This is a genomic window from Streptomyces sp. GESEQ-4 (assembly GCF_017948455.1).
GTDB lineage: Bacteria > Actinomycetota > Actinomycetes > Streptomycetales > Streptomycetaceae > Streptomyces.
This window is the reverse complement of the sequence record NZ_JAFFSU010000007.1, coordinates 163,322-187,997: the sequence shown is the minus strand read 5'-3', so window position 1 is coordinate 187,997 and position 24,676 is coordinate 163,322. Positions and strand designations below refer to the sequence as shown.

Below are 24,676 nucleotides of genomic sequence, written 5' to 3'. Positions count from 1 at the left end.
GGTGCCGCTACGCCGAGGCGCGTGCCCTGCGGTAGAGGACCGTGCCCGCCAGCAGTGCTCCCGCGCCGACCGGCAGGACGAGGCCGAGGGGAAGGTCACCGCCGGTGTGAGCGAGCTGGGCGCTGCCCTGCGGCTGGGGGATCGACTGGGCGCCGGGCTGGTTGCCCCGCGCGGAGCCGTTGCCGCCGTCCGGTGTCTCGTCGTCCACGCTCGGCGGTGTACCGGGCTCCACGGGGTTGCCGGGCTGCCCGGGATCGCCCGGCTGTCCGGGGTCGCCGGGCTGCTCGGGGTTGCCCGGCTCGTCCGGATTCCCGGGCGGCGGCGTCTCGTGGCCACCCCCGCCGGGAGGTGTGCTCGGCTGCCCACCGCCGGAACCGCCGTTGTTCGCGCAGTCGTTGCCCTTGGTGCCGTTGCCGACGCCGATGATGTCGACGCTGTTGCCGCAGACGTTCACCGGGACGTGGACCGGCGCCTGGACGTGGTTGCCCGAGCCGATGCCCGGGGAGTCCTTGGCGTGGCCGTCGGCCTGCGACCCGCCGCCGGAGCCGCCGTGACCGCTGTTCCCGCCCTGGTTGACGCACTTGTTGCCCATCGCCGGGTTGAGGAGCCCGACGACGTTGACCGTGTTGCCGCAGACGTTCACCGGCACGTCCACCGGCGCCTGCACCGTGTTGCCCGACAGCACGCCGGGCGAGTGCGAACTCGAGCCGTTCGCGCCCGAGTCGGCGTGTGCGTGGCCGCCGGCGGCGGCGATCACGCCGGTCGCGGCCGCCACGGTCATCAGGCCTTTGCGGGTGACCTGTCTCATTGCTGCTTACCTGCCTTGTCCCTGCGTTACCGACGCGGAAAGACCGGACGGCCCCGGAGCGCCTGGTATGCGCGCTCCGGGACCGGCGGTGTGGACGAGAACCTCAGAGAGGCAGCGTCACTTGTTGACGCAGGTGTTGCCGAAGGCGGGGTTCAGCAGCCCGATCACGGAGACCGTGTTGCCGCAGACGTTCACCGGGACGTGAACCGGGGCCTGAACGACGTTGCCCGAAAGGATGCCGGGAGAGTGCACGGCGGCACCCTGAGCACCCGAGTCGGCAACGGCAAGGCCCGCACCCGCGAGAACCAGACCACCAGTGGCGGCAGCAGCGGCGACGACCTTCTTGATCATTATTCCTCCTTGTTGGCAATGCGATCCAAAGTCGCGGATCACATCAGCAGTAACGAGGAGGAACTAATAGGGCTACGAGCTTATGGTCGCATTCACCCTTCCTGGGCGATCTCCGTACGGGCGGGCGAATAACGGCGTCAACCCGTCATGACGCGTCGATGAAGCGGTCGAGCACCCGCACCCCGAACTTCAGCCCCTCCACCGGCACCCGCTCATCGACGCCGTGGAACATGCCCGCGAAGTCCAGCTCCGGCGGCAGCTTCAGCGGCGCGAAGCCGAAGCAGCGGATGCCGAGGTCGTCGAAGGACTTGGCGTCGGTGCCGCCGGAGAGCATGTAGGGGACGGCCCGGGCGATCGGGTCTTCGGCGCCGAGGGCGCTCTGCATGGCGTCGACGAGCTTGCCGTCGAAGTCCGTCTCCAGCGCCTTGTCGCCGTGCACGTCCTCCCGCTTCACCCGCGGGCCGAGGATCCGGTCGAGGTCGGCGAGGAACTCCTCCTCGTATCCGGGCAGGAAGCGTCCGTCGACGTGCGCGGTCGCCTGGCCGGGGATGACGTTGACCTTGTAGCCGGCGCCGAGCATGGTGGGCGCCGCCGAGTTCCGCAGCGTCGCGCCGACCATCTTGGCGATGCCGCCGAGCTTGGCCAGCGTCTCGTCCATGTCCTCGGGGTCGAGCTCGGTGCCGAGCGCGTCGGACAGCTCGTCGAGGAAGGACCGTACGGTCTTCGTGACCCGTACCGGCCAGGTGTGGCGCCCGAGCCGCCCGACGGCCTCGCACAGCTCGGTGATGGCGTTGTCGTTGTTCGTCATCGAGCCGTGACCGGCCGTGCCGTCCACGGTGAGCCGCATCCAGTGCATGCCCTTCTGGGCGGTCTCCACGAGATACAGCCGCAGCTTCTCGTTGACGGTGAAGGAGAACCCGCCGACCTCGCCGATCGCCTCGGTGACGCCCTCGAAGAGGTCCGGGTGCTGCTTGACCAGGTGCTTGGCGCCGTACGTCCCGCCCGCCTCCTCGTCCGCGAGGAAGGCGAGGACGATGTCGCGCGGCGGCTTGCGCCCGCTGCGCAGCCGGTCGCGGACGACCGCGAGGGTCATCGCGTCCATGTCCTTCATGTCGACGGCCCCGCGGCCCCACACGCATCCGTCCGCGATCTCGCCGGAGAAGGGGTGGTGGGTCCAGTCCTGGGCGTTCGCCGGTACGACGTCGGTGTGCCCGTGGATCAGCAGCGCGGGCCGGGAGGGGTCCTCGCCCTCGATCCGGGCCACCGTGGACGCGCGTCCCGGGTGGGATTCGAAGATCTGCGGTTCGAGCCCCACCTCGGCGAGCTTCTCGGCGACGTACTCGGCCGCCTTGCGCTCGCCGGGACCCGAGTGGTCGCCGTAGTTGCTGGTGTCGATCTGGATGAGCTCGCGGCAGAGGTCCACGACCTCGTCCTCGCCGGTGACGCTGCTGGCCGTGTCCGTCCCGCTCACGCTGCTTCCTCCCACTGTCACTGCTGGTGGTCCCCCCACATCCTCCCTCCCCCGCCGGTCCGCCCCAAGACCCCGCCCGCCCCGTCACACGCCGTTCACGCGGCGACAGGGGGTGATCGGCCACCCTCCGGAGCCTGGTAATGTTTCCTTCGTCGCCGCGGGGGAACCCCCGCACGACACACACCTTGTCCGGGTGGCGGAATGGCAGACGCGCTAGCTTGAGGTGCTAGTGCCCTTTATCGGGCGTGGGGGTTCAAGTCCCCCCTCGGACACACTCTGAAAACCCCACTCCATGTGGGGTTTTCTGCTGTCCGCCACCGCTGCCGGACACGCTCCGCGATCAAGTGTGTGCCATCTCTCGCCGGGCGGGCAGACACCGAGGTCACAGCACCCGGCCACCCCTCCCCCCGGCACCCCGGACAGCTCACTCATGTGGCCGCAAGGTAACGCGGAGACTAACGTCGGACTAAAATTTCCGGCTTGTCGGAGCTGGAGCCGGACAACCCCAGGCAAACCTGCGGGCCCACCAGCGCCCCGGAGGCTTCCGGGATCGAGACGCGAGGACCCGATGGCAGCCATACACGAGAGCAGTGCTCTCGGCCTGCTCGATGAAGAGATCCGCGAACGATTCGGTAGTTCCGCGCGTTTCTCGGGCGGGGCCGCCGCCTCTCCCCGGACGCTTGTCGACATCTTCGAGGCATCCGTCCGGTCCTACCCGGACGAGCTCGCCCTGGACGACGGCACACGGCGCCTTACCTACCGTGCGCTGGCCGTCGAGGTCGCGGCGCTGCGGCGCGGGCTCGCCGACGCCGGGGTCGGACTCGGCGACCGGGTGGGCGTGCGGGTGCCGTCCGGGACCAATGATCTGTACGTCGCGATCCTCGCCGTACTGGCCGCCGGCGCCGCATACGTTCCGGTGGACGCCGAGGACCCGGACGAGCGGGCCGAGTTGGTGTTCGGCGAGGCCGACGTGCGGGCCGTCATCGGTGCCGACCATGTCATCACCGCCCACAGCAGGGCGGACGTTCCCGCCGGCCGGCCCGGGGTCGAGCACGACGCCTGGATCATCTTCACCTCCGGGTCGACCGGGAAGCCCAAGGGCGTCGCCGTCACCCACGAGAACGCCGCCGCGTTCGTGGACGCCGAGGCCGCGCTGTTCCTCACCGACGACCCCATCGGTCCAGGTGACAGGGTCATGGCGGGCCTGTCGGTCGCCTTCGACGCGTCCTGCGAGGAGATGTGGCTCGCGTGGCGCTACGGCGCCTGCCTGGTGCCCGTCCCCCGCTCGCAGGTCCGCAGCGGTGCCGATCTCGGGCCCTGGCTGGTCGAGCAGGACATCAGCGTCGTGTCGACGGTGCCGACGCTGGCCGCGCTGTGGGAGCCGGAGACCCTCAACGACGTACGACTGCTGATCTTCGGCGGTGAGGCCTGTCCGCCCGAGCTGGTGCAGCGGCTGGTGACCGAGGGGCGCGAGGTGTGGAACACCTACGGGCCCACCGAGGCGACCGTCGTGGCGTGTGCGTCGCTGATGAGCGGCGAGGAGCCGATCCGGATCGGGCTGCCGCTGAACGGCTGGGAGCTGGCCGTCGTCGACGAGGCCGGGCAGCCCGTGCGGATGGGCGAGAGCGGCCAGCTGGTGATCGGCGGGGTCGGGCTCGCCCGGTACCTGGACGCCGAGAAGGACGCGGAGAAGTACGCGCCGCTGGACTCGCTGGGCTGGGAGCGGGCGTACCGCAGTGGTGACCTGGTCAAGGCGGAGCCCGAGGGGCTGGTCTTCCTCGGGCGGGCCGACGAGCAGATCAAGCTCGGCGGGCGGCGGATCGAGCTGGGCGAGGTGGACGCCGCGTTGCAGGCGCTGCCCGGTGTCGCCGGTGCCGCCGCGGCCGTACGCACCGCCCGCAGCGGCAATCAGCTGCTCGTCGGGTATGTCGTCACGCAGGACGGCTGGGACCACGCGGCCGCCGTCGAGAAGCTGCGGGCCGAGCTGCCCGCGGCCCTGGTGCCGCTGCTCGCGCCGGTCGAGGACCTGCCGACGCGGACGAGCGGCAAGGTCGACCGCAACGCGCTGCCCTGGCCCCTGGAGGGCATGGAGACCGGCGGCAAGGCCGAGCAGCTCTACGGCACCGAGGCCTGGCTCGCCGAGCAGTGGACGGAAGTCCTCGGCATCCCGGTGGGCAGCGCCACCGACGACTTCTTCGCGATCGGCGGCAGCAGCCTGGCCGCCGCCCAGCTGACGACGCGGCTGCGCACCCGCTACCCGAGCGCGGCCGTCCTCGACATCTACCAGCAGCCGACGCTGCGCAAGCTGGCCCGGCACCTGGAGGAGTCCAACCAGGACGACACCGCCCGGCGGACGATCGCTCCGGTGCCGAAGCGCGCCCAGGTGATCCAGCTGCTGGTCCTGCTCCCCCTGTTCACGCTGCTGGGGCTGCGCTGGATGGTGCCCCTGGCCGCGCTGGGAAACGTGCTGACCGCGTACTCCTGGCTGCCGACCGCTCCTTGGTGGCTGGTCGCGTCCGGGGCGCTGCTGCTGTTCAGCCCGCCGGGACGGCTCGCGATCGCCGCGGGCGGGGCGCGGCTGCTGCTGCGCGGCGTGACGGCCGGGCGGTATCCGCGCGGCGGGAGCGTGCATCTGCGGCTGTGGGCCGCCGAGCGGCTCGCGGAGTTCAGTGGGGCGACCTCGCTGACCGGGTCGTGGCTGGAGCGGTACGGCCGTGCGCTGGGCGCCAGGATCGGGCAGGACGTCGATCTGCACTCGCTGCCGCCGATCACCGGCATGCTCAAGCTGGGCCGGGGCGCCGCCGTCGAGTCCGAGGTCGATCTGTCCGGGTACTGGCTGGACGGTGACCGGCTGGAGATCGGGCCGGTGAAGGTGGGTGCGCACGCCGTGGTCGGCACGCGCAGCATGCTGTTCCCGGGTGCCCGTGTGGGCAAGCGGTCCGAGGTGGCGCCGGGTTCGGCGGTCGCGGGGCAGATTCCGACCGGTCAGCGCTGGGCGGGCGCGCCGGCGGTCAAACTCGGCAGGGCGAAGCGGAACTGGCCCAAGGACCGGCCGCGACGCGGCACGTTCTGGCGTGCGATGTACGGCATGACGGGCATCGCCCTGACACTGCTGCCCGTCCTCTCGCTGGTCGCCGCCCTGCTGGTCGCGGGCGTCTTCGTGACGCCGGGCGCCGGGCTCGGTGAGGCCCTGCGGGGTGCCGCGCTCGCGCTGGTCCCGGCGACGCTGGCTTTCGGGCTGGCGTACGCGGTGCTGATCCTGATCGCCGTAAGGCTGCTGAGCCTGGGCCTGCGTGCGGGCACGTATCCGACGCACAGCCGGACCGGCTGGCAGGCGTGGACCATCACGCAGCTGATGGACCTCTCCCGGGAGACGCTGTTCCCGCTGTACGCCGGGCTGGTCACGCCGGTGTGGCTGCGGCTGCTGGGGATGCGGATCGGCAAGGGCGCCGAGGTGTCGACCGTGCTGGCGCTGCCGAGCCTGACGACCGTCGGTGAGGGTGCCTTCCTGGCCGACGACACGCTGACCGCGCCGTACGAGCTCGGCGGTGGCTGGATGAAGGTCGGGCGCGCGGAGATCGGGCGGCGGGCCTTCCTCGGCAACTCGGGGATGACCGCGCCGGGGCGGAGCGTGCCGGACGGCGGTCTGGTCGGGGTGTTGTCAGCGACGCCGAAGAAGGCGAAGAAGGGCACGTCGTATCTGGGGCTGCCGCCGGTGAAGCTGCCGCGCAGCGCGAGCGACGGCGACCAGAGCCGGACGTACGACCCGCCGGCGCGGATGCTGTGGGCGCGCGGTCTGGTGGAGCTGTGCCGGATCGTGCCGGTGTTCTGCTCGGCGGCGCTGGCCGTGCTGACGGTGGCGGCGCTGAGCGCGCTGGGCGGCTGGGCCTGGCTGCTGGGCGGGGTCGTGCTGCTGGGGGTAGGCGGGCTTGCGGGCCTGCTGTCGATCGTCGCCAAGTGGGCGCTGGTCGGGCGGCACCGCAGCGGGGAGCACCCGCTGTGGAGCTCCTTCGTGTGGCGCAACGAGCTGGCGGACACCTTCGTCGAGGTGGTCGCCGTACCGTGGCTGGCCGGGTCGGTGCCGGGTACGCCGGTGCTGACGGCGTGGCTGCGGGGGCTGGGCGCGCGGATCGGCAAGGGCGTGTGGGTCGAGAGCTACTGGCTGCCGGAGACGGATCTGGTGACGCTCGGGAACGCGGCGACCGTGAACCGGGGCTGTGTGCTGCAGACGCACCTCTTCCACGACCGGATCTTGCGGACGGATACTGTTGTCCTCCGTGAGGGCGCGACGCTGGGTCCTGGCGGAATCGTCCTGCCGGGCAGCGCGGTCGGGGCCCGCACCACACTGGGTCCCGCGTCACTGGTGATGGCCGGGGAATCCGTTCCCGACGACACGCGCTGGCTGGGCAACCCGATCGAGTCATGGCGTCGCTGAGCGCGGCTCCTACGACGTCGTGGGGCGAGGGACGTCGTACGAGCGCAGCGCAGGGAGCAGACGCAGCAGTGGCGGTTCAACAGACAGTGGGTCCGGACCCGTACTTCCCCGACAACGGAGATCACCGTTACCGGGTGCACCGCTATGAGCTCGCGCTGGACTACCGCCCGGGGCCGAACCGGCTGGCCGGCACGGCCCGGATCAACGCCATAGCGGGCCGCTCGGCGGTCGGCGAGTTCCAGCTGAACCTGGCCGACTTCAAGGTCGGCCGGGTCCGGGTGGACGGACGGCAGCCGCACTACACGCATCGCGGTGGCCGGCTGCGGATCCGGCCCGCCAAGCCGATCCGTGCGGGGGCCGCGTTCACGGTGGAGGTGCACTGGTCGGGGAACCCCAAGCCGGTGAACAGTCCCTGGGGCGGGCTCGGCTGGGAGGAGCTGGAGGACGGGGCGCTGGTGGCGAGCCAGCCGATCGGGGCGCCGTCCTGGTATCCGTGCAACGACCGGCCCGCGGACAAGGCGTCGTACCAGATCTCCATCACGACGCCGTCGGCGTACCAGGTGGTCGCGGGCGGGCGGCTGCTGACCCGGACCACCAAGGCGTCGACGACCACGTGGGTGTACGAGCAGGCCGCGCCCACGTCGAGCTATCTCGTCGGGCTGTCGATCGGCAAGTACCAGACCGTGCTGCTCGGCGACCCGGGGCCGGGCGGTGTGCCGCAGCACGGGCACATTCCGGCGCATCTGCTACCGGAGTTCTCTCGGGACTTCGCACGGCAGCCCGCGATGATGGAGCTGTTCCAGGAGCTCTTCGGGCCCTATCCGTTCGACGAGTACGCGGTCGTGGTGACGGAGGAGGAGCTCGATGTGCCCGTCGAGGCGCAGGGGTTGTCGCTGTTCGGCGCCAACCATGTGGACGGGGCGCGGGGTTGGGAGCGGCTGGTCGCGCATGAGCTGGCGCATCAGTGGTTCGGGAACAGCGTGACCATCGCGGACTGGCGGCACATCTGGCTGAACGAGGGCTTCGCCAAGTATGCCGAGTGGTTGTGGTCGGAGCGGTCGGGCGGGCCCACGGCGCAGCAACTCGCCACCGCGGCTCACCGGTCGCTGTCCTCGTTGCCGCAGGATCTGAAACTGGCCGATCCCGGGCGGAAGTTGATGTTCGACGACCGGCTGTATCAGCGGGGCGGGCTCACCGTGCATGCGCTGCGGTGCGCGATGGGTGACGCGGACTTCTTCCGGATGCTGCGGGCGTGGGCGGGGCTGCACCGAAATGGTGCGGTCAGCACGGCGGTGTTCACCGCGCATGCGGGGCGGTTCACTTCGGAGCCGTTGGGGGACCTGTTCACGGCGTGGTTGCAGAAGGGGGCGTTGCCGCCGTTGCCGGAGCAGGATGTCCGGGTGCCTGTGCGGCCCAGCCGTCCGCCGGGTAGCGCCTGAGAGCTCGGGCGGAGCGGTTGTGTCGCGACTGCGGGTGCGTTGTGGCTTGTCGCGCCCACGCGGCGGAGCCGCATATCGACACAGCCCCGCGCCCCTTTCGGGGCGCGGTCCTGCACGCGTGTCTACAAGTCCCCTAGCTGTGCGGGACCTTTAGCTTGTCCCAGCTCACCTTTCCCGGTATGCCGTCCGCGTCCTTGCCCTTGAAGCGGAGTTTGTGTTGCCAGGCCTGGTAGGAGCGGCGGTCGGCCTCGGTCCATTCGGGGCTGGGGCCCTCTTCGTAGCGGCCGCAGCCCTCGGCGACCAGGCGGCGGCCCATCGCGGTGATGATGGGGGACTTCTGGCCTACGTGGAAGAAGCCGCTGCCGGGGAAGGGCTCGTAGGTCGGCTTGGGCGGGGCCGGCTTGGGGTCGGGTTCCTTGCCGCCGGTGTCGCCGCCCTTGCCGGCCAACCGCTGGGCGATGCGCTTGCGCATGCCGTCCATGGTGAAGCCGCGTGGGTCCACCTTGCCGGGCTGCCACTCCTTGTGGCCGATGACGGAGCGCTCGGTCCAGCCGTGGTGGCGGCAGATCGCGGCGGAGACCTTCTCGATGGCTTCCTTCTGGACCTCGGGCCAGGGGTCCTTGCCGTTGCCGAGGTTGATGCACTCGAAGCCGTAGAAGTGGCGGTTGCCGTCGGTGTCGGCCTCGTTGTCGGGGGGCAGTTTCGTCTCGTTGATCACGGCCCGCAGGACGTCGTTGTCGCCGAGGCCCGCGTGGTTGGCGCGGCCGTTGCCGACGAGGTGGATGTGGCCCTTCTTGTCGATGACGCCGTGGCAGAGCGGACCGGGCAGGCTGGAGTAGCCGTCGTAGCAGATGTCGACGGAGGCGTTGGTGCCGGAGGTGACGGTGTGGTGGATCATCACGCCGTTGACCGGACCCCAGGGGCCCTTGCCGTTGCGGTTGTGGTGGCGCCAGTTGCGGACCTCGTGGACCGTCAGGCCCTCCGCGCGCAGGATCTCCACCATCTTGGACGCGCTCAGTGGCTTGGCCATCACTCGTCTCCTTCCGCCGCGCGCTCGGCATCCGCGGTGGTCTGCGACCGGCCGCCCGAGGGATCCTCCGCCGTCTGTTCCTCCCGGCGGGCCTGCGCCTCGGCCGCCAGGGCCGCCTCGTCCGCCGGCGGGATGCTGCTGGCCAGCGCGGTGAACGCGAGCCGCAGGTCCACTGTGCCGCCCTCGCCCTTCACCAGCGCGAGCGGGGCGTAGGAGCGGACGATGCCGGTCGGGGCCTTGAGGAGCGGGCGGCGGGCCGGGTCGGCGGGCCACTCGACGCTGCCGGTGGCGGTGCGGGCGGGGATCAGCCAGTGGTCACCGGTCCTGTACGTGGCGCCCTTGGCGAAGTAGACCTCGACCCCGTCCTCCAGGGGCAGCCACTCCCCTTCCTCGATCCGCACCGCGCCGCCCTTGAGGGCTGCCGTACGGCCCTTGCGCTTCGGGCCCCCTTGGTGGTCCCAGCGGCGCAGGAACGGATTGAGGTGGGGCAGCCGCCCGACCTGGCCCTCCGGCTCGGCGGACAGCCGCACCCGGCGGCCCGGCAGGTCCAGTTCCTCGACCCGCAGCAGCGGTAGGGGTTCGAGGCGGGAGGCGTACGCGGTGTCGGTGAGCTCGACGTGGTCGCCGACGTCGAGGTCCAGCTTCTCGTCGTGGCCGAGGGTCGCCAACTGCACCCAGGTGCCGTCGAGTTCGTCGACCGGGAAGACCACGGAGCCGTTCTCGCGGGACCATTTGAAGGTGGCGTCCTTGGCTTCGCCGCCCTCGTGGATCTCCACCCGGTACAGCTGGTTCTCCGGGCCGCGGTAGCGGGCGTCGGGCTTGACCAGGCACGGGTCCTCGTCCGCGTGGTCGGGCCGTTCGCTGCGGGCGGCGAGCCGGGCGGTGGGGGTGGACTGCTTGTGCGCCCACTGGGTGAAGGCGGACCGGACGTCCTCCTTCGGCGGGTTCACGTCCTCGATCTCCAGCGCGGCGAGCGAGAGCGGCAGGACCTGCCAGACGACCTTCACACGGGCGGCGGTGTCCGGCAGCGCCGTGCCGAGCGCGACCTCGCGCAGCGCCGGGTCCTCGGCGGCGCTGACCGCGCGCTCCCACACCTTCAGATAGACGAGGAACGGCGACTGGGTGGGCGAGGGCAGCCGGTCGCCGGGCTTCTCCCGGTCACGGAAGCCGTCGGGCTGGTCCCAGTACGTCCAGTACGCGGGCGGCGGCGCGGTCTCCTGCTCGTCGGCGTCCTCGTCGGGGACGGGCGTGCCGGGCGCCGGGCGGTTCGCGTCGAGCAGGATGCCGTCGACGTAGTAGCGGCCGCCGTGGATGTGCAGGGTGTCGATGTCGTGCTTGCCGCCGATGTACTCGATCCGGAAGCCGGCGGCGTCGCGCGGACCGCCGTGCTGTCCGATCAGGTCGGCGGCGAGGGTACGCGCCCGGTGGAGCTCGATCGCGGTCTGCTCGTTGGCGTCGGCGTCGAGCTGGACGCGGCCCTGCTGGGCGATGACCGCGGAGTAGTGCCGCTCCGGGCGGAAGGTGGAGCGGGAGAGGTCAGCGTGCATGAAGGGGGTCCCCCTGGTTCAGGAAAATGCGGGTCGGGCGTACGGCGGCACTGCTCATGTCTCTTTGAAGATCCCGGTCATGTCACGAAGAAGATCCCGGCGTCCGTGCCCGCGGGCGTGTACTCCGCCAGCCGCGCGCGCAGACCGTCCTCACGCTGCGGCCGGTACAGGTCGTGGAAGGCACCCATCTCGGCGCCGTCGTCGGCTCCGCGGCGGATCTCCTCGGGACCGCGGTCGGCCAACTGCCCGTACCACGGGGTCCCGTAGCGGACGGCGGCGAACAACGGCCGTACGGCTGTGCAGCGGTGACGTCGCGGGGTGCGCGAGCCGGCGGGCACGGCCGAGTACCGGATGCAGCCGATGCCGCGCCTGGCCACGTGCAGCTTCCCGGTGAGGACGGAGTTCTCGACGATCTCCACGGCGTGCGTGTGGATTTCGCCGATCACCGTCGTCCGGTGCAGATGGAGGACGGCGTGGGCGTGCCGGCAGTCCGGGGCGGACAGGGCCTCACGGTCGTCGCCGGTGGCGTCGAGGATGCTGTCGCGCAGGTGGATGTCGAGGGGTTCCTCCGTGACCTCGTCGCCGATGACCTCGATGGTGCCGAGGATGCTGTGCTCGACCTGGAGGCAGGCGGTGGTGCGTTCCAGGACGACGCTGGGTTCCTCGGGCGAGTGCGGCTCGCACTCCGGCTCCAGCGACCAGCCCGGCACCAGCGTGCAGTGGCGGACGACGACGGCGCCCATGGGGCCGGTGACGTTGATGCCGCGGCCGGCGACGAGGAGCCCGTCGAGGACGAGGCGGGGCCGCTCGTGCGGGGCGCAGTCCTGGGACACGGCACGGATGTTGAGGGCGTCCGGGCGGTTGCTGTACCAGTCGAGCAGCCGGATCACCGGCCGGGTGCCTTCGGCGGCCCGCAGTTCGAGGCGGTCGCCCGGGTCGAGGTCGAAGTCCAGCTGCTCCTGGTAGGCACCGCTGTGCGTGATCTCGATGATGCCCTCGGGCCCGGTCCGGTCGGCCCGGCGGTCGTGCTGCCAGGCCCGGTAGGCGTCCATGATCTGCCGGTACGGCTGTCCGGGGCCGACCCGATACGTCTCCGCGTCGGGCCGCGGCTCCCGGTTCCGCTCGTACTCGCCGCCGCCCATGTCGGCGCCGAACGCGTAGTGGTAGTCCACCCACACGCCCTGCCGGGGCGCCGACCGGGCGCCGAACGCGATCCGGCCCAGCTCCGGGTCGACGGCCACCTGCCCGCGCTTGGGACGGTAGCGCCACTCGGACAGGTCGGCCACGACGATGTCCTGCGGCGGTACGGGCTTGTCCTCGCCGTCGCGCCGGACGACGAAGCTCTTGCCGGGGCCGTAGTAGTCGGCCAGCCGGTCGTGGAGCATGCGGCGGGTGATGAAGGCGGGCACGTTGTCGACCGCGGCGATGTGGGTGGGCGACGGCTCCGGAACGGGCTTGGTGACCAGGGGGCTGTCGTTGCCGAGGATCGAGAAGGTGTAGAGGTGGCGGGCGCGGTCGATGCAGTACGCCGGGGACGACGTCAGCGAGTACGCCTTGAGCCGCCACACGAACAGGCCCACGCCGGCCGGGGTCCAGCCGCCCTGCCGGTAGCGGGAGTCGGCGCTGCGGACGTCGACCGAGCGGGCCGATGTGGTGAACGGGCCGCCCGCGAGGGCGAGTTCGGAGGAGTTCCGCAGGTCGGCGAGGCGCCCGCGGACGGCGCGCTCGGCGGTGCCGTGCAGCTTCACGGGCTGGTTGTGGGCGACCAGGCGGGACAGCTCGACGGCGCGGGCGGGCCAGCCGGTGATCTGCTCGGAGAGTTCCTCCAGGAGGTGGAGGGTGCCCTTGCGGCGGCGGCTCGCGACGGTCGCGGCCACATCGGCGCGCGGGGCGACGGCCTCGGCGAGTGCCGCCCGGCCGCCCTCGTGCAGGCCCGTGGTGAGGACGCGTTCGTAGCCGGGCAGGGTGCGATACCCGACGAGGTCGCCGAGGTACGGCAGCACCCAGGGCGCCGCGGTCTCCACGAACAGGTCCTCGTAGCCCTGCTCGACACCGTCGCGGACCCGGTCCAGCTGCTCGGTGATCACGGCCAGCAGCGCGCGCAGCGCCTCGCCCTCCTCGGCGTCCCGCAGCAGGTGCCAGCGGGGCAGCAGCGCGGCCAGCCCGTCGGGCTCCCGGGACGTCGCCGGGGCGGTCGTCGTTTCGAACTGGACATCCGCCGAGTTCGCGGCCATCACTTGACCTCCGTCAGGATCAGGGTGTCCGCGGCCCTCGGCGACAGCAGCGCGAGCTGCGCCGGGCGGATACCGCGGAAGACGAACACCGACCGGCCCTTCGGCAGGCGCCGGGTGTCGGTGATGTCGGGGTTGAGGCGCAGGAGTTCGGCGAGCGGGATGCCGTAGCGAGCCGCTATGGCACTCAGGGTCTCGCCGTCGTCGGCGCGGACGGTGTGGACCGTCTCGTCGTACGTCGCCGGGTGCGCGGGCACGCTCGTCCGCGGGGCGCCGGGACGGGTGAGCAGCTCGGTCAGCCGGGCCGGGGTGGCGGACGCGGGGACGCCGGTGAAGACGTCGACGTCCACGTAGTCGACGCCGGGCACGGTGTGGGCCGTGGCCAGGATGTCGGAGAGCCGCGCGGGCTGCGCCAACTCCCGCCCCTCGTAGCCGAGTCGGCGCAGCAGTGCCTGACGCAACCGCGGCTCCACGATCTCCCAGGCGTGGTCGGGAGCGACCTTCACCTTGGCCGCGACGACGAGCAGGACCAGCTCGCGGACGTCGACGCGGACCGGCAGGCCCAGGTCGCCGTACTCGGTGAGGGCGGCGCGCAACGGCCGGAGCGTCTCGTCGCCGAGCGGCACGTCGTCCGTGCCGGCGACCGTCACATGCACGACGCGCCGCCGCCCGTCGAAGAGTTCCCGTGCGGCGGCCCGGCCGATACCGGCACGGGAGCGGGCGAAGTCCTCGTAGTCCGGCGTGGACACCAGCCGGTCCAGAGCCGAGACAGCGAGGGGGATCGTACGACGGGTCAGGCCGGGCCCGTCCGCGTCCGAACCGCCGGTCGCCGGGCGGGGGTTGGTGACCGCCGTGACGCCGAGCGGCCGGGTGAGGGGCTGGGTGATGCGGTCGGCGGCGACGTTGGCGGCCTTGCCGGTGCCGAAGCGGTAGCGGGCGCGGACGTTCTCGTGGCCGCTGGGCAGGCGGGCGCCGTGGATGCCGTCGCCGAACGTGACGGTCGTCCGCCCGTCCGCCGTACTGCCGGTGATGTAGACCCGCTCGTTCGGGCCACGTCCGGCGAGGCTGTCGACCTCGTGCCAGAGCACCCCGTCGACGCGGATCTCCAGCACCGGCGTGGCGCCGAGCGGGTTGTCGTCGGCGAGCCAGGTGAGCGGGGTCTGCCAGAGCGCGAACGTCTGGTTCACCCGGTCCGAGTCGCCGCTGCCGATCGCCTCCTCGCGGCTCTCGCCGTGGGTGACCTCGACGACGTTGCCGAGGACGCGGACGGTCGATCGCCGGTAGCGGTGGGCGAGGTCGGCGGTGAGCGTCAGCGCGGTGTGGACGTGGTCGCCGGGCAGCTGCAGGTCGACGGCCGGGTCGGCCGAGGCGATGGTGACGACCTCGGTGGCGGTGACGCCGGCCACGCCCGGGATGTCGGTGCGCTCGCCGGTGACGATCAGCGTGCGCCCCGGCTGCAACCCGTCGTACAGCTGCCCCAGTTCGATCTCGTTGCCGTACACGTCCTCTGCGAGCGGCTCGTCCGCCAGGCGCAGCGGCTCCCCCGCGGCGTGCACGGTGGTGTCGCGGATGTGCGAGAGCAGGACGTCGAACTCGTCCAGCCAGGGGTCGCAGAGGGTGAGTTCGGTGCCGCGTCCGGTGATGCCGTAGTTGCTGTACGCGGCCGTGCGGACGGCGGCCACCTGGGTGGTGACGAACGCCAGCTTTGCGTCGCCGGGGATACCGTCCTGGGCACCCTTCTTCGGGCGCTGGACGGCGACCCAGCTGCCGACCGTGATGCCGGTGTGGACCGAGTCGAGCTGCAGCACACGGCGGTTGATGGGCTGCGGCTTGCTGGCGATGACCACCTCGACGTTGGGCTCGGCGCTCCCCACCGTGTAGCGCACGCTCACCTCGTACGCACCGTGGGTGAACTGCTCGCTGCCGCCCGGCCGCAGGGCGACCTCCTCGGCCGTGCCGTTGTTGATGCCGACGTGGACGAGGCCGTCGCTGTCGGGACGCGACACATGCAGGGTGCGCTCGGGCAGACCCGAGTGCATCCGGACTGTGACGCCCGGCTCCTGGGAGTCGGCGGGTCGCCGGTTGAGCCAGCTCAGGTCCCTGTCCTGCCCGGCCCGGACCGACAGCTCGACCTGCCCAGGCCCCAGCGGAAAGTTCACGAACTGCGGCACCGGCAGATTCTCGGCCCGCTGATCGGAGCTGCTCCCCTCGACGTACTGGAACTCCCCCCGGACCGGCACCTTCCCCGCCGTGTCGTACACGACGCGCATGCTGGTCAGCGCCGCCCCGGTCAGCGGCCAGTCCGCCGTACGGATCACCCGCCCCCGGTCGTCCTGCACCGGCTTGAGCGGAGCGGTGGCCCCGAAGGGGGCCGCGGTGACACGCATCGCGAGGAGCTCACGGAGAAGCTGGGGCGCGCCAGGAGCGGCGGCCGTACGCCAGGCCGGATAGAGCCCGGGATTGAGCGCGGAGAGCAGCCGAACAGGATCGGCGGCTCGACGTGGAGCACTGCTCGGGGCCGGGGCGGAGGAACGCAGGGCGGGCAGCACAGCGCCCAGGGCTTGAAGAGCAGCGGTACGAGAATCGCCGCTCAGGGGCGCGGGGAACTGCGCGCCCAGCCCCAACGGCGCCGCACCCGCCAATCCACCCGACTCAACCGTCTGCGCAGGCGCCAACCCCAAGGCTCGCTCACCAAGTTCCGCAAGCACCGCCTCCAACTGAGCAAACCACTCAGCCACATCCTCATACGGCGTAGCCAGAACCTGCGCCTCACCAAGCCGCGCCACCGGCTCATCCAGCCGCGCAGCCAATTGCTCCGGCGTCTTCACGGCACCCAAATCCGTCCGCAACGGCGCAAGCACCTGATCCTCGAAGTCCTCGATCAGCCGACTGACCGGACGCGGATTAGGAACCTCCGGAGTAGGCGGCTCATCACCAGGCTCCCCCGGAACCGCAGGCTCGGCGATCCACCGCCGTACCTCATCGACAAGTTCCTTCAGCGTCGGCGGCGCCGACTTCGGCAGCGAAATCGCGGTGATCTCATCGTCACGATCGACCCGCGTCTTGGCGACCGGCAGCAACATCCGCTCCCCACCCGCCCGTTCACCGAACACGAACAGCAACTGGTCACCGGTGTGCAGAGAGTTCGCCGTTCCCTCGACGAACAACTCCGACCGGCGCTCCAGGTCCGCCGGCGTCACCAGCGTCGGCCGACGCCGACGTACCTTCAGCTCGTTCCAGTCCCAGCGCGCCACCAGATCACGGCTGGTCTCGAACGTCTGGGACTGCTCGTCGGCGGACGCCGGCACGCTGTGGCTGCGCGCGCCGCGCGGGATGACCACCGGCAGCGTCTCGGCGCGCGGATCGCGTTCCAGGGTGTAGGCGACGTGGGTGGCCGCCGCGACGCCGGGGCGCGGACGGTGGCCGACGAGCCGCCCGAGCAGCACCAGCGACCGGTGCTCGTTCGCCGTACGGACGTACGCCTCGTCGGCGATCCGCTCCGAGTGGAAGGTGAGCAGATCGCCCAGGACGGCCGTGGCGTCGAGCAGGCCGATCGCCGGGTCGTCGGGGGTGCGGACGGTCAGGCCGCCGAGCGCCGGGTACGCGGGTGAGGCGAGCCGGTCGAGCAGCGCCGCCAGGAAGGAGCCGTACTCGCCGACGCGGTAGTCCAGCGCGGTGCGGCCGGGCGGGTTGTGGAGCGGGGCGGGGGCGAGGCGCTCGTCGTGGCCGCCGCATGCGCCGCCGCAGGAGCACGCGTCGCTCATCGGGCACCTCCCAGGGATATCGCCAGCAGGCCGTTCTCCGGCCGGTCCGGGTCGTTGTCGCAGGTGGCGATCTCCAGCGGGCCGAGCCGCAGCACGCCGTCCTCCCTCTCTCCTCGGTCCTGTTCGAACAGCCGCCGCAGCCGGGTGACCCGGACGCTCTCCACGCCTGCGACGGCGGCGGCCACGGCGACCAGACGGCTGAGCCGGACGGGTTCGCCGAAGCTGAGCGCGTCGGGGTGGAAGAAGCCGTTACGGCCGCTGCCCAGCACCCGGTACAGCTCGGCCAGGATCTGCCCGTGCTGGTGACCGGGCTTGGCACACACGGTCAGCGCGATGTCGAGCGGGACCAGGCGGGCCGGGCCGACCACGAGGTCGTGGCCGATGCGCCGGTACGGCTCGAGGGCCTGCTCGACCGAGGCGAGCAGCGTCGCCGACGGGGCGCCGGCGCCGTATGCGTCGATCGCGATGTGGGCCTCCTGGAGGCTGCCGGTCCAGCGGATCTCCGCGGCGGCCCGCTGTACGCCGGGCAGGGCGGAGGCGAGGGCCGCGTAGTCCTCGGCGGTGACCGCGCGCTGCCGGGTGCGGCGCAGGTCGAGCGGGGCCAACTGGCGTGCCTGCTCGATGGGTTCGGGTTCGGTGCCGCCGGTGGCGGGCAGCGGGTTGCGGACCACGGCGGCCGGGGGCGGCTCGCAGTCGTCCTGGACGACGAGGTGGTTGACGGCCTCCGCGCCGACGTTGCCCGCGGTGCCGCCGCCGATCCGGTAGTGCAGGGCGAGGCGCGATCCCGGGGTCGGCTTCGCCCCGTGCCGTCCGTCGCCGAAGCGCAGCGCGATACGGCCGTCGTCCTCGAGCTCGCCGACGAAGTGCCGGTCGCGGGAGCCGCTGTCGAGCAGATCCCGGCGCGGCTCCCACACCGTCTCGTCGCCTTCGAGGGCGCGTACGGCGGGCAGCGCGCGGCGCGGATCCTGTGCGAGCCCGGCGGTCGCGGAGCCGCGGAGCACCGGCTCGTCCGGGTGGAGTCCGGCCGCGTACGACGGGCCCCAACTGTGCGCGATCTCCCAGGCGATGTGACCGTCGAGGACCGTGCCGGCACGGGCCCGTGCCGCGAGCACCTCGACGCGCTGCAGCTTGGCGTCGAGCAACTGGTCGCTGCGGTACAGCAGTTCCCGCAAGGCGCGGACCGGATGCAGGCGGAGTTCCAGGCGCTCGAGGATCTTCAGGCCGTAGACGACGGCGAGTTCGGCGATCTCGTCGTCGCCGAGCCCGTCGCGGTCCCGGGCGCTGCGCCACAGTTCGACGAGCCGCTGCCGTATCCGCCCGGGGATGGCGGCGATCCGCTCGGCCTGGCCTGCGGACACCGTCCGCGGATCCGGGAAGGGGACGGCCTGGGTGACGGGCGTACGGCCGAGGACCGGCCGGAAGCGGGGCCGGATCCCCGGGTAGACGGACTGGGCGAGCAGCGTGCGCAGGGCGGTGGTCTGGGCGTACGCGGTGCCGGGCACGACGCGCTCGTGCCGCTGCCCGGCCCGCTCCAGACCGAGTCCGGCGCGTACGGTGGCGGCCTCGCCGACCACCTCGAACAGCTCGCGGACGTCGTCGGGCGTGAGGGCCTGACCCTCTTCCGTCTTGTCCGTGAGGGAGTTGATGAGCCGCGCGGGCGCGTTGCCTTCCTCGCGGTCGTGGCAGCCGAAGGCCGGAGGGTCGCAGGGAGCGACCACGGCGGGGTCCTGGGGCACGGTGACCGTCTCGGGGAGTCCGGTCAGGGAGCGTCCGTGGTCGACGAGGACGACATTGCCGCGCGCGAGGCTCACGTCCTCGACGGGCAGACAGTCGCGTCCGCCGCGTGTGGTGAGGCAGAGCGGGAAGCGCAGGGCGTCCTCGGTGGCCCAGGTGACCTCCAGGACCGGCTGGTCCTCGATTCGGTCGACGGCCGGGGTGACGGAGGTGAGGCGTACGGCCTGGCGGTGGGCCGGGTCCTGGTCGCCGGGGGTGCCGGTGCGCGGTCCCTTCACTTCCTCCAGGATCAGCAAGTCACCCGGCTTCAGGTGGAGTTGGCGGTCCCGGCAGGTCTCCGGGTCCTGCCACTCGTCCCTCAGCGTGGCCGAAGTGGCGCCCTTCGGCAGGGTGCACACCTCGCCGCCCCAGGTCCACAGGCGGATCGCGTTGTGCGCGACCCGCAGCTCCAGCGGGTCGACGGTGACGACCGGTTCGAAGACCTCCACCGAGCCGCGCTCGTCGAGGTCGCCGAGGTCGGCCTCGCCGATGACCGTGCCGGGCTGGGGGCGGTCGTGCGGGTCGAGGGTGCGGACGTCGACGGAGGCGAAGCGGTAGGTGCCCGGGGCGAGCGTGTGGTCGCCCGCGGTCTCCACGGCGACGTAGGCGCGGGCCGCGCAACCGTCGTGCATCGCGTAGTCGATGAGGCGGACATGGCGGCGTACGGAGACCCGGCGGCGCGCGGTGTCGAGATAGGCCTCGGTGGCGACCGCGTCCTGCTGGTAGCTGATCTGGTCGCCGGTGTACGCGAGCAGCTCGACGAGGGTCACACCCAGGTCGGCGGGGTTGCGCTCGACCCAGTCGGGGGTGGTGAGGGCGAGCCGGTCGAGGAGGAGCTTGCGGATGGTGTCGTAGTCGCGGGCGGTGTAGTCGACGACGGGGGCGGCCGGGAATCCCGGGTCCTCGTCGCCGTCTTCCTTGCAGTCGAAGGGCGTTGGGCAGTCGGGCCGGAAGGCGAAGGCCGCGCTGTGGTAGCGCTGGTCGAAGCCGCGGTACGGCTCCGTGCCCGGGCGGCCGTACGGGTCCGTCTCCACGAGGGCGAACCGGTAACGGGAGGTGTCGCCGGCCCGGTCGAGGGTGACGTAGAGCCGGTCGTCGAGCTCCGGGTCCTCCTCGCGTTCGACGCTGACGTCGACGGCGGTGATGCCGGTGATCCGACGGCCGCCGTCGATCCGGACGTTCTCCGGGCCGAGGCCGTGCGGGGCCTTGCCGAGGAAGGTGACGGTGAGCAGCAGCCCGTCGTCGCTGACCTCGACGGCGTCGACTCCGTTCAGCTGCGCGGCTCTGACCTTGGCCCGCCGGGGAGTTGTCGTGTGCGTCATGCGGTGGCCCTCCCTTCGAAGACGTCGTCGCGGCGGGTCCCGTCGGAACGGAGGGCGTACGACAGGTACACGCGGACGACGTGGTCCTCGCTGACCACGTCGAGGGATTCGACGTCGATGAGGTCGCCGAGCCACCGCTGGAGGGAGGCCTGGACGGAGAGTTCGAGCGTGCTCATCAGCTCGGGGCTGTTCGGCGCGAAGACCAGGTCCAGCAGACCGCAGCCGAAGTCGGGACGCATGACGCGCTCGCCGGGGCTGGTGAACAGCAACTGCTCGATCAGGTCGTGGACGTGCTCGCCGTGCCGGGCGTGCGCGGTACGGCCTCGGCGGTCGGCCCGGAAGGGGAAGGCTATGTCGGTGCGGGGGCGGGTGCGTGGGCTCATCGTCGGCTCATCTCGCGGTTCGTGGGACGGCTGCTCGCGCGGCGACTCGGCCGGGTGGTCGCGCGGCGACTCGGCGCGGTGGTCGTGCAGCGGCTCGGACCGGTGGTCGTACGGCGGCTCGGCGCGGTTGTCGCGCGGCGACTCGGTCGGCTGGTCGTACGACGACCAGGCGCGGTTGTCGTACGGCGGCTCGGGCGGCCGCTCATCCGTCGGCACGTCCGTCGGCACGTCCGGTGACCCATCGGTCTGCTCAGCCGGCGGCTCATCGGACGGTGACCTTGCGCTGGGCGGTCTGCATGACGGGCGGACCCTGCGGGACGAAGGCCGCCGTGAGGCACTGAGCCGCGGAGGTGTCGAGCAGCACAGGCGCGCCGTCGACCGTGATGCCGGTGCTGCCGGCGGTCCAGCGGACCGAGACGCACGGCGAGGGCACACCGTCGACGGTGTGCGGGCAGCCGGTGACGACGTAACTGTGGGCGGCCGTGGCGACGGCGGCACCCGCGATGCGTACGCCGCCGGACGGTGAGCCGGCGGCCGTGACGCGGCCGCCGTGCGGGCAGCCGATCACGGCGTCGGCGTCGAGCAGACTCCCGGATGTCCCGGACACGTTCTTCCTTCCCCCGGTTCTTATCGCTTGGACGCGATGGTCAACTGGCCCTCGTTCACGTCCACTTGGTCTCCGCGCAGGATGACCTCCGCGCCGAGACCGTTGGAGATCACGATGGTTTCCTTGGTGATGCGGATGTACGCCCCGCCCTGGGCCTGCAGCAGAATCCCCTGATCGGGGCCCGGTGGGTCGCTCATCACGATCTTGTGCGCCTCGGGTGTCTGCACCACGACGGGCTTGGCCTGCGACGCGGGCTGCACGAGACGGCGGGCATCGGGCGGCAGCTCGCCCTGTTCCCCGTACCAGCATCCCGTCCACACCGGAAAGCTGGGATCGCCCTGCTCGAACTCGACCCACACACCGGCCCCCGGCGCCGGCACCACGAAATGGCCCGCCTGCGGCCCGGTGAACGGCAGACAGGGCAGCGCCCAGGTCGACGGCTCGTCACCCAGAACGTCAGGTACCTCGACAGTGATCCGGCCGATGTGCAGCGGATCGTTGTTGTCCACGACTCGGCCGCGGAACTTGCCGAGGTAGCGATTGCTGGGTGCCGCCATGTGAACTGCTCCTGGTCTGACTGGTCGTGATGGTCGGTTCGGGGGATCTTCGGGGGATCAGGGCCTGACGTAGGCGCTGCGCGCTTCGAGCCCCTCTCGCGACAGCGTGAAGTTCTGCTGGAAGGACCCCTGCCGCAGGATGTGCGTGACGGACTTGACGAAGTAGTCGCCGTCGTACGTACGGCCCGACCCGCGCACACCCACCAACTGGCGCGGCTGCAGGATGTAGCCGTGCCGGTTCACGTCGAGCGAGCCCGAACCGGAGACGACGTCGGCGGACACGGCCGCGCGCGCGAGGAGTTCGGCCTCGGCCTGTTCGCGCTGGTGCTTGGCGGTGCCGGAGAGGGTCTTGCGCCTGAGGGCCGGGGTGGGGCGTTTGCCGAGCGGCGGGCGCAGCGGACTGATCGGCGGCTGGGGCAGGAGGGTGGACTGCCGGGTGCCGGGGTCCTGCCAGCGGGCCTGCGGCTCCTCGCGGGCCGTCCCGTCGTAGGCGAACGTGAGCTGGTCGACGGTGGAGTTGGCGTCCATGTTGACGTTGAGGGCGTGCTGGCGGATGCCGAGGCGCACTTCGGGTCCCCAACGGGCCGAGGACTGGCCGGGGTTGGGGCCCGGCTCCAGATAGAACGTGTAGCCGTTCGCGCGGGCGAGCTCGTTGATGTACTGCAGATCGGTGCTCGTCTGGTAGTGGACGCGGAGGTCCTGGTGCGGCGGCTGGCTGACCTTCTCGGTGTAGACGTCGGGCCGGATGCCGTAGTCGGAGTAGCGGCGCAGGATGGCGAGGACGCGCTGGGACGGAGGGAGGTTGGGGTAGCGGTCGGTGCGCTCCTCCAGGTCCATCAGGAGACTCAGGTCCTCGCCGGTCACGGTGAGCGTGGAGTGCCCCGGCTGGTTGCTGGCCCCGACTTCCTGGCGCACGACGAGCCCGTCGAAGAGCACCTCGGGGGTGCCGCGGACGGTGACGGTCACGATGAGCCGCGTCTTCGGGTCGAAGAAACCCTCGGGCAGGAGGGTGCGGCTGATGAGCCCGTTCTTGGTGAGGTCGAAGGCGAGCTGGAAACCGCTTCGTTCGCCGGCGGTGGCGGTGATCTGGGCGGAGAGCAACGCCTCGGCGACCTCCGCGGGCACGGGCTTGGCCAGCTTCGGTCCCATGTGCAGGGTGATGTGAACGGGGCCGCGCCCCACGGGCAGTTCAGCCACGCCTCACTCCCTGCGGCCCCTGCGGGAAGTGGCCGGCGAGCGGCACGTCGACCTCGCGACCTGGCTCGTCGGTGAGTTCCTGCGGGTCCAGCACCGGGTTGGCGTCGGCGATCTGCCACCACTGGCCGGGGTCGCCGAAGTAGCGCTGCCCGAGCAGGTCGGGGCGCTCACCGGTGCGGACGGTGTGCGTCTGCGTGGCGTCGCCCGCCTCCTCGATCGGAGGCAGCAACCGCCGCTTGGCGTACCGGACCTCGGTCCCGTCCGGCAGCCGGTGCACGCCTATCTCGGCGTCGTGGTACCGGCTCGTCCGGGGGTACGGGTGGGCCCCCGGTATCGCGTCCAGCGCGTTCTCGTACGGCTCGATCTCAGCCATGGTTTCGCCCCTCAGCCCCTTCCCACTCCGATGCCGGCGGAGCCGAGCCCCAGCGACCCGATCCCCGCGGTGCGCGCGGCGGCGGCGAGGCGCTCCTTCTGCGCGAGATGCGCGTAGTAGAACTCGGCACCCGGGTGCCCCATCGGCAGATCGCTCACGGTGAGCACCTTCAGCCCGATGCTGAGCGAGGCCCGGATCGGGTTGAGGTTGACATCGAACGCGGACTCGTTGATGGACAGCTCAGTGAGCCGCACGGGCATGACCCTCTTGCTCCCCCAAGTGAAGAGAGTGAGCGGCATCTCGATCGGCGAGATCTCGATGGTCCCCTTCTGCGACTGCCGGCTGGCTTCGCGGAGTTGGGAGGAGGTCGGCTGCACGAGCATTTCGAGCACGGCCAGTTGGGGGTGGATGCCGTCGGGTGCGGCGATCTCGAACTGGTCGGTGGCATCGATCTCGGCGGTGAACTTCCAGGTCTCCTGGGCGGGCCCCTTGAGGCGAAGCGCCTCGTTTCTGTCTCCGTTGCCACTCCCTCCGCCGCCGGAATCACCACTGCCTCCTGCGGACTGAGGCGAGAGGCTGCGTTCCAGGGTGTCGGGGTTGAACTGGAGCACGATGACGCGTTGGGGGGTGCCTAGTTCGGGGTCGACGAGGACGATGCCGGAGCGGATGGGCTTGGGGATGTCGGCGTAGCGGGTCACAGGCGGGCCTCCAGGCGAGCACGCATGTCGGAGTAGTCGTACCGGGGGAAGAGAGTAGGAAAGCTGTTCAGTGCATTCTTTAGGTATCCGGAGAGGACATCGAACTCATCACCGGACAGGTCAGTGTCGGTAAACAGATACTGCCACCCCGAAACTCCCTTCATGATGAACAAATTCTGCACATAGCCCCGGTAATCGATTTCCATGCGCTTCAGAGTTGAGTGGTTGGTGTCGTAGAACCAAAGTTCATGACCTTCCCCGGATTCTGAAACATGGATTCCGGTGAGGCGTCCCGACTCCGTGGACTGGTCGAGGACTTTCAATTTCCGCAGCGTTTCATTATCGCTCGTGGCGAGATTCCGGTCTGTGAAGTTCAACTGCTTCCCGCGCAGGCAGCACCAAATGTCGTGCAGCCGGAACTCTCCTTCGATGGAATAGTCTCCCGTGAACCAGGCCGCGTGGACGAAAACTGCCCCGAGGCGATGGTCCTCCACGGGAGTACCCGGTGCGAGACCAATGATCGACCGAACGGATTCGGATTGTTCCGGCGAGAGCGCAGGATACCCCTTCTCAATGATGTGATCCTTGTGCAGAACGATGCCCTCGGCGGACCGAAGTTCTTGTACTGCTCTTAGCGCGTCGCTGTGCTGGGTACTCGACATGTTCCCGCCTTCCTGTCCCGCTGTACTC

General features: G+C 71.2%; 17 protein-coding genes and 1 tRNA gene. 3 read left to right on the top strand and 15 right to left on the bottom strand.

The window, feature by feature from the left end:
* Positions 1 to 7: 7 nt before the first annotated feature.
* The 3 genes from KCH48_RS16410 to KCH48_RS16400 form a co-directional block, all read right to left on the bottom strand.
* On the bottom strand, positions 8 to 808 hold the full coding sequence (locus tag KCH48_RS16410; protein WP_210574821.1) for a chaplin: 801 nt from the start codon (positions 806 to 808) through the stop codon (positions 8 to 10).
* 117 nt (positions 809 to 925) lie between these two features.
* Positions 926 to 1,159, bottom strand: coding sequence for a chaplin ChpH (gene chpH, locus KCH48_RS16405; protein WP_210574820.1), 234 nt, complete (start codon positions 1,157 to 1,159; stop codon positions 926 to 928).
* 145 nt (positions 1,160 to 1,304) lie between these two features.
* A complete protein-coding gene (locus KCH48_RS16400; protein WP_210574819.1) occupies positions 1,305 to 2,630 on the bottom strand; it encodes a M20/M25/M40 family metallo-hydrolase in 1,326 nt (441 codons plus the stop codon).
* A 187-nt stretch (positions 2,631 to 2,817) separates the two neighbouring features.
* On the opposite strand from KCH48_RS16400, the gene KCH48_RS16395 reads away from it, so the two are divergent.
* The 3 genes from KCH48_RS16395 to KCH48_RS16385 all read left to right on the top strand — a co-directional run bounded on the left by KCH48_RS16395 (position 2,818) and on the right by KCH48_RS16385 (position 8,504).
* Positions 2,818 to 2,902 (top strand) — tRNA-Leu (locus KCH48_RS16395).
* 296 nt (positions 2,903 to 3,198) lie between these two features.
* Positions 3,199 to 7,065: a Pls/PosA family non-ribosomal peptide synthetase gene (locus KCH48_RS16390; RefSeq protein ID WP_210574818.1), complete on the top strand. Its 3,867-nt coding sequence runs from the start codon at positions 3,199 to 3,201 to the stop codon at positions 7,063 to 7,065.
* A 68-nt stretch (positions 7,066 to 7,133) separates the two neighbouring features.
* Complete coding sequence (locus KCH48_RS16385) at positions 7,134 to 8,504, top strand: M1 family metallopeptidase (protein WP_210574817.1); 1,371 nt, start codon at positions 7,134 to 7,136, stop codon at positions 8,502 to 8,504.
* Between the two features lie 133 nt (positions 8,505 to 8,637).
* Here KCH48_RS16385 and KCH48_RS16380 read toward each other — a convergent pair whose 3' ends face one another.
* From KCH48_RS16380 to KCH48_RS16325, 12 genes are all read right to left on the bottom strand, one after another.
* Positions 8,638 to 9,534, bottom strand: a complete 897-nt coding sequence (locus KCH48_RS16380) for a peptidoglycan-binding protein (RefSeq protein ID WP_210574815.1) — start codon at positions 9,532 to 9,534, stop codon at positions 8,638 to 8,640.
* The gene (locus KCH48_RS16375; RefSeq protein WP_210574813.1) at positions 9,534 to 11,081 is read right to left on the bottom strand and encodes a DUF6519 domain-containing protein; all 1,548 of its coding nucleotides are present in this window, start codon (positions 11,079 to 11,081) and stop codon (positions 9,534 to 9,536) included. The genes KCH48_RS16380 and KCH48_RS16375 overlap by 1 nt, the downstream gene beginning before the upstream one ends.
* Positions 11,082 to 11,158: 77 nt before the next feature.
* Positions 11,159 to 13,315: a hypothetical protein gene (locus tag KCH48_RS16370; protein ID WP_210574811.1), complete on the bottom strand. Its 2,157-nt coding sequence runs from the start codon at positions 13,313 to 13,315 to the stop codon at positions 11,159 to 11,161.
* Positions 13,315 to 17,076: a putative baseplate assembly protein gene (locus tag KCH48_RS16365; protein ID WP_210574809.1), complete on the bottom strand. Its 3,762-nt coding sequence runs from the start codon at positions 17,074 to 17,076 to the stop codon at positions 13,315 to 13,317. Before KCH48_RS16365 ends, KCH48_RS16370 begins: the two co-directional genes overlap by 1 nt.
* Complete coding sequence (locus KCH48_RS16360) at positions 17,073 to 20,171, bottom strand: putative baseplate assembly protein (RefSeq protein ID WP_210574807.1); 3,099 nt, start codon at positions 20,169 to 20,171, stop codon at positions 17,073 to 17,075. The genes KCH48_RS16365 and KCH48_RS16360 overlap by 4 nt, the downstream gene beginning before the upstream one ends.
* On the bottom strand, positions 20,168 to 20,554 hold the full coding sequence (locus KCH48_RS16355; protein ID WP_210575046.1) for a GPW/gp25 family protein: 387 nt from the start codon (positions 20,552 to 20,554) through the stop codon (positions 20,168 to 20,170). The genes KCH48_RS16360 and KCH48_RS16355 overlap by 4 nt, the downstream gene beginning before the upstream one ends.
* Positions 20,555 to 20,816: 262 nt before the next feature.
* Positions 20,817 to 21,161, bottom strand: a complete 345-nt coding sequence (locus KCH48_RS16350; protein WP_210574806.1) for a hypothetical protein — start codon at positions 21,159 to 21,161, stop codon at positions 20,817 to 20,819.
* 20 nt (positions 21,162 to 21,181) lie between these two features.
* The gene (locus tag KCH48_RS16345) at positions 21,182 to 21,718 is read right to left on the bottom strand and encodes a phage baseplate assembly protein V (protein ID WP_210574805.1); all 537 of its coding nucleotides are present in this window, start codon (positions 21,716 to 21,718) and stop codon (positions 21,182 to 21,184) included.
* A gap of 57 nt (positions 21,719 to 21,775) precedes the next feature.
* Positions 21,776 to 22,915 carry a hypothetical protein gene (locus KCH48_RS16340; RefSeq protein WP_210574804.1) on the bottom strand — a complete coding sequence of 380 codons (1,140 nt, stop codon included), beginning with the start codon at positions 22,913 to 22,915 and terminating at the stop codon, positions 21,776 to 21,778.
* Positions 22,908 to 23,288, bottom strand: coding sequence for a hypothetical protein (locus tag KCH48_RS16335; RefSeq protein WP_210574803.1), 381 nt, complete (start codon positions 23,286 to 23,288; stop codon positions 22,908 to 22,910). The genes KCH48_RS16340 and KCH48_RS16335 overlap by 8 nt, the downstream gene beginning before the upstream one ends.
* A gap of 11 nt (positions 23,289 to 23,299) precedes the next feature.
* Complete coding sequence (locus tag KCH48_RS16330; RefSeq protein WP_210574801.1) at positions 23,300 to 23,986, bottom strand: hypothetical protein; 687 nt, start codon at positions 23,984 to 23,986, stop codon at positions 23,300 to 23,302.
* Positions 23,983 to 24,648, bottom strand: a complete 666-nt coding sequence (locus KCH48_RS16325) for a hypothetical protein (RefSeq protein ID WP_210574799.1) — start codon at positions 24,646 to 24,648, stop codon at positions 23,983 to 23,985. The genes KCH48_RS16330 and KCH48_RS16325 overlap by 4 nt, the downstream gene beginning before the upstream one ends.
* Positions 24,649 to 24,676 lie beyond the last annotated feature (28 nt).

Coding starts and splice junctions, on each gene's coding strand:
- KCH48_RS16410 (WP_210574821.1), bottom strand. CDS start 808: ATGAGACAGGTCACCCGCAAAGGCCTGATGACCGTGGCGGCCGCGACC.
- chpH (WP_210574820.1), bottom strand. CDS start 1,159: ATGATCAAGAAGGTCGTCGCCGCTGCTGCCGCCACTGGTGGTCTGGTT.
- KCH48_RS16390 (WP_210574818.1), top strand. CDS start 3,199: ATGGCAGCCATACACGAGAGCAGTGCTCTCGGCCTGCTCGATGAAGAG.
- KCH48_RS16380 (WP_210574815.1), bottom strand. CDS start 9,534: ATGGCCAAGCCACTGAGCGCGTCCAAGATGGTGGAGATCCTGCGCGCG.
- KCH48_RS16375 (WP_210574813.1), bottom strand. CDS start 11,081: ATGCACGCTGACCTCTCCCGCTCCACCTTCCGCCCGGAGCGGCACTAC.
- KCH48_RS16370 (WP_210574811.1), bottom strand. CDS start 13,315: ATGGCCGCGAACTCGGCGGATGTCCAGTTCGAAACGACGACCGCCCCG.
- KCH48_RS16365 (WP_210574809.1), bottom strand. CDS start 17,076: ATGAGCGACGCGTGCTCCTGCGGCGGCGCATGCGGCGGCCACGACGAG.
- KCH48_RS16360 (WP_210574807.1), bottom strand. CDS start 20,171: ATGACGCACACGACAACTCCCCGGCGGGCCAAGGTCAGAGCCGCGCAG.
- KCH48_RS16355 (WP_210575046.1), bottom strand. CDS start 20,554: ATGAGCCCACGCACCCGCCCCCGCACCGACATAGCCTTCCCCTTCCGG.
- KCH48_RS16345 (WP_210574805.1), bottom strand. CDS start 21,718: ATGGCGGCACCCAGCAATCGCTACCTCGGCAAGTTCCGCGGCCGAGTC.
- KCH48_RS16335 (WP_210574803.1), bottom strand. CDS start 23,288: ATGGCTGAGATCGAGCCGTACGAGAACGCGCTGGACGCGATACCGGGG.
- KCH48_RS16325 (WP_210574799.1), bottom strand. CDS start 24,648: ATGTCGAGTACCCAGCACAGCGACGCGCTAAGAGCAGTACAAGAACTT.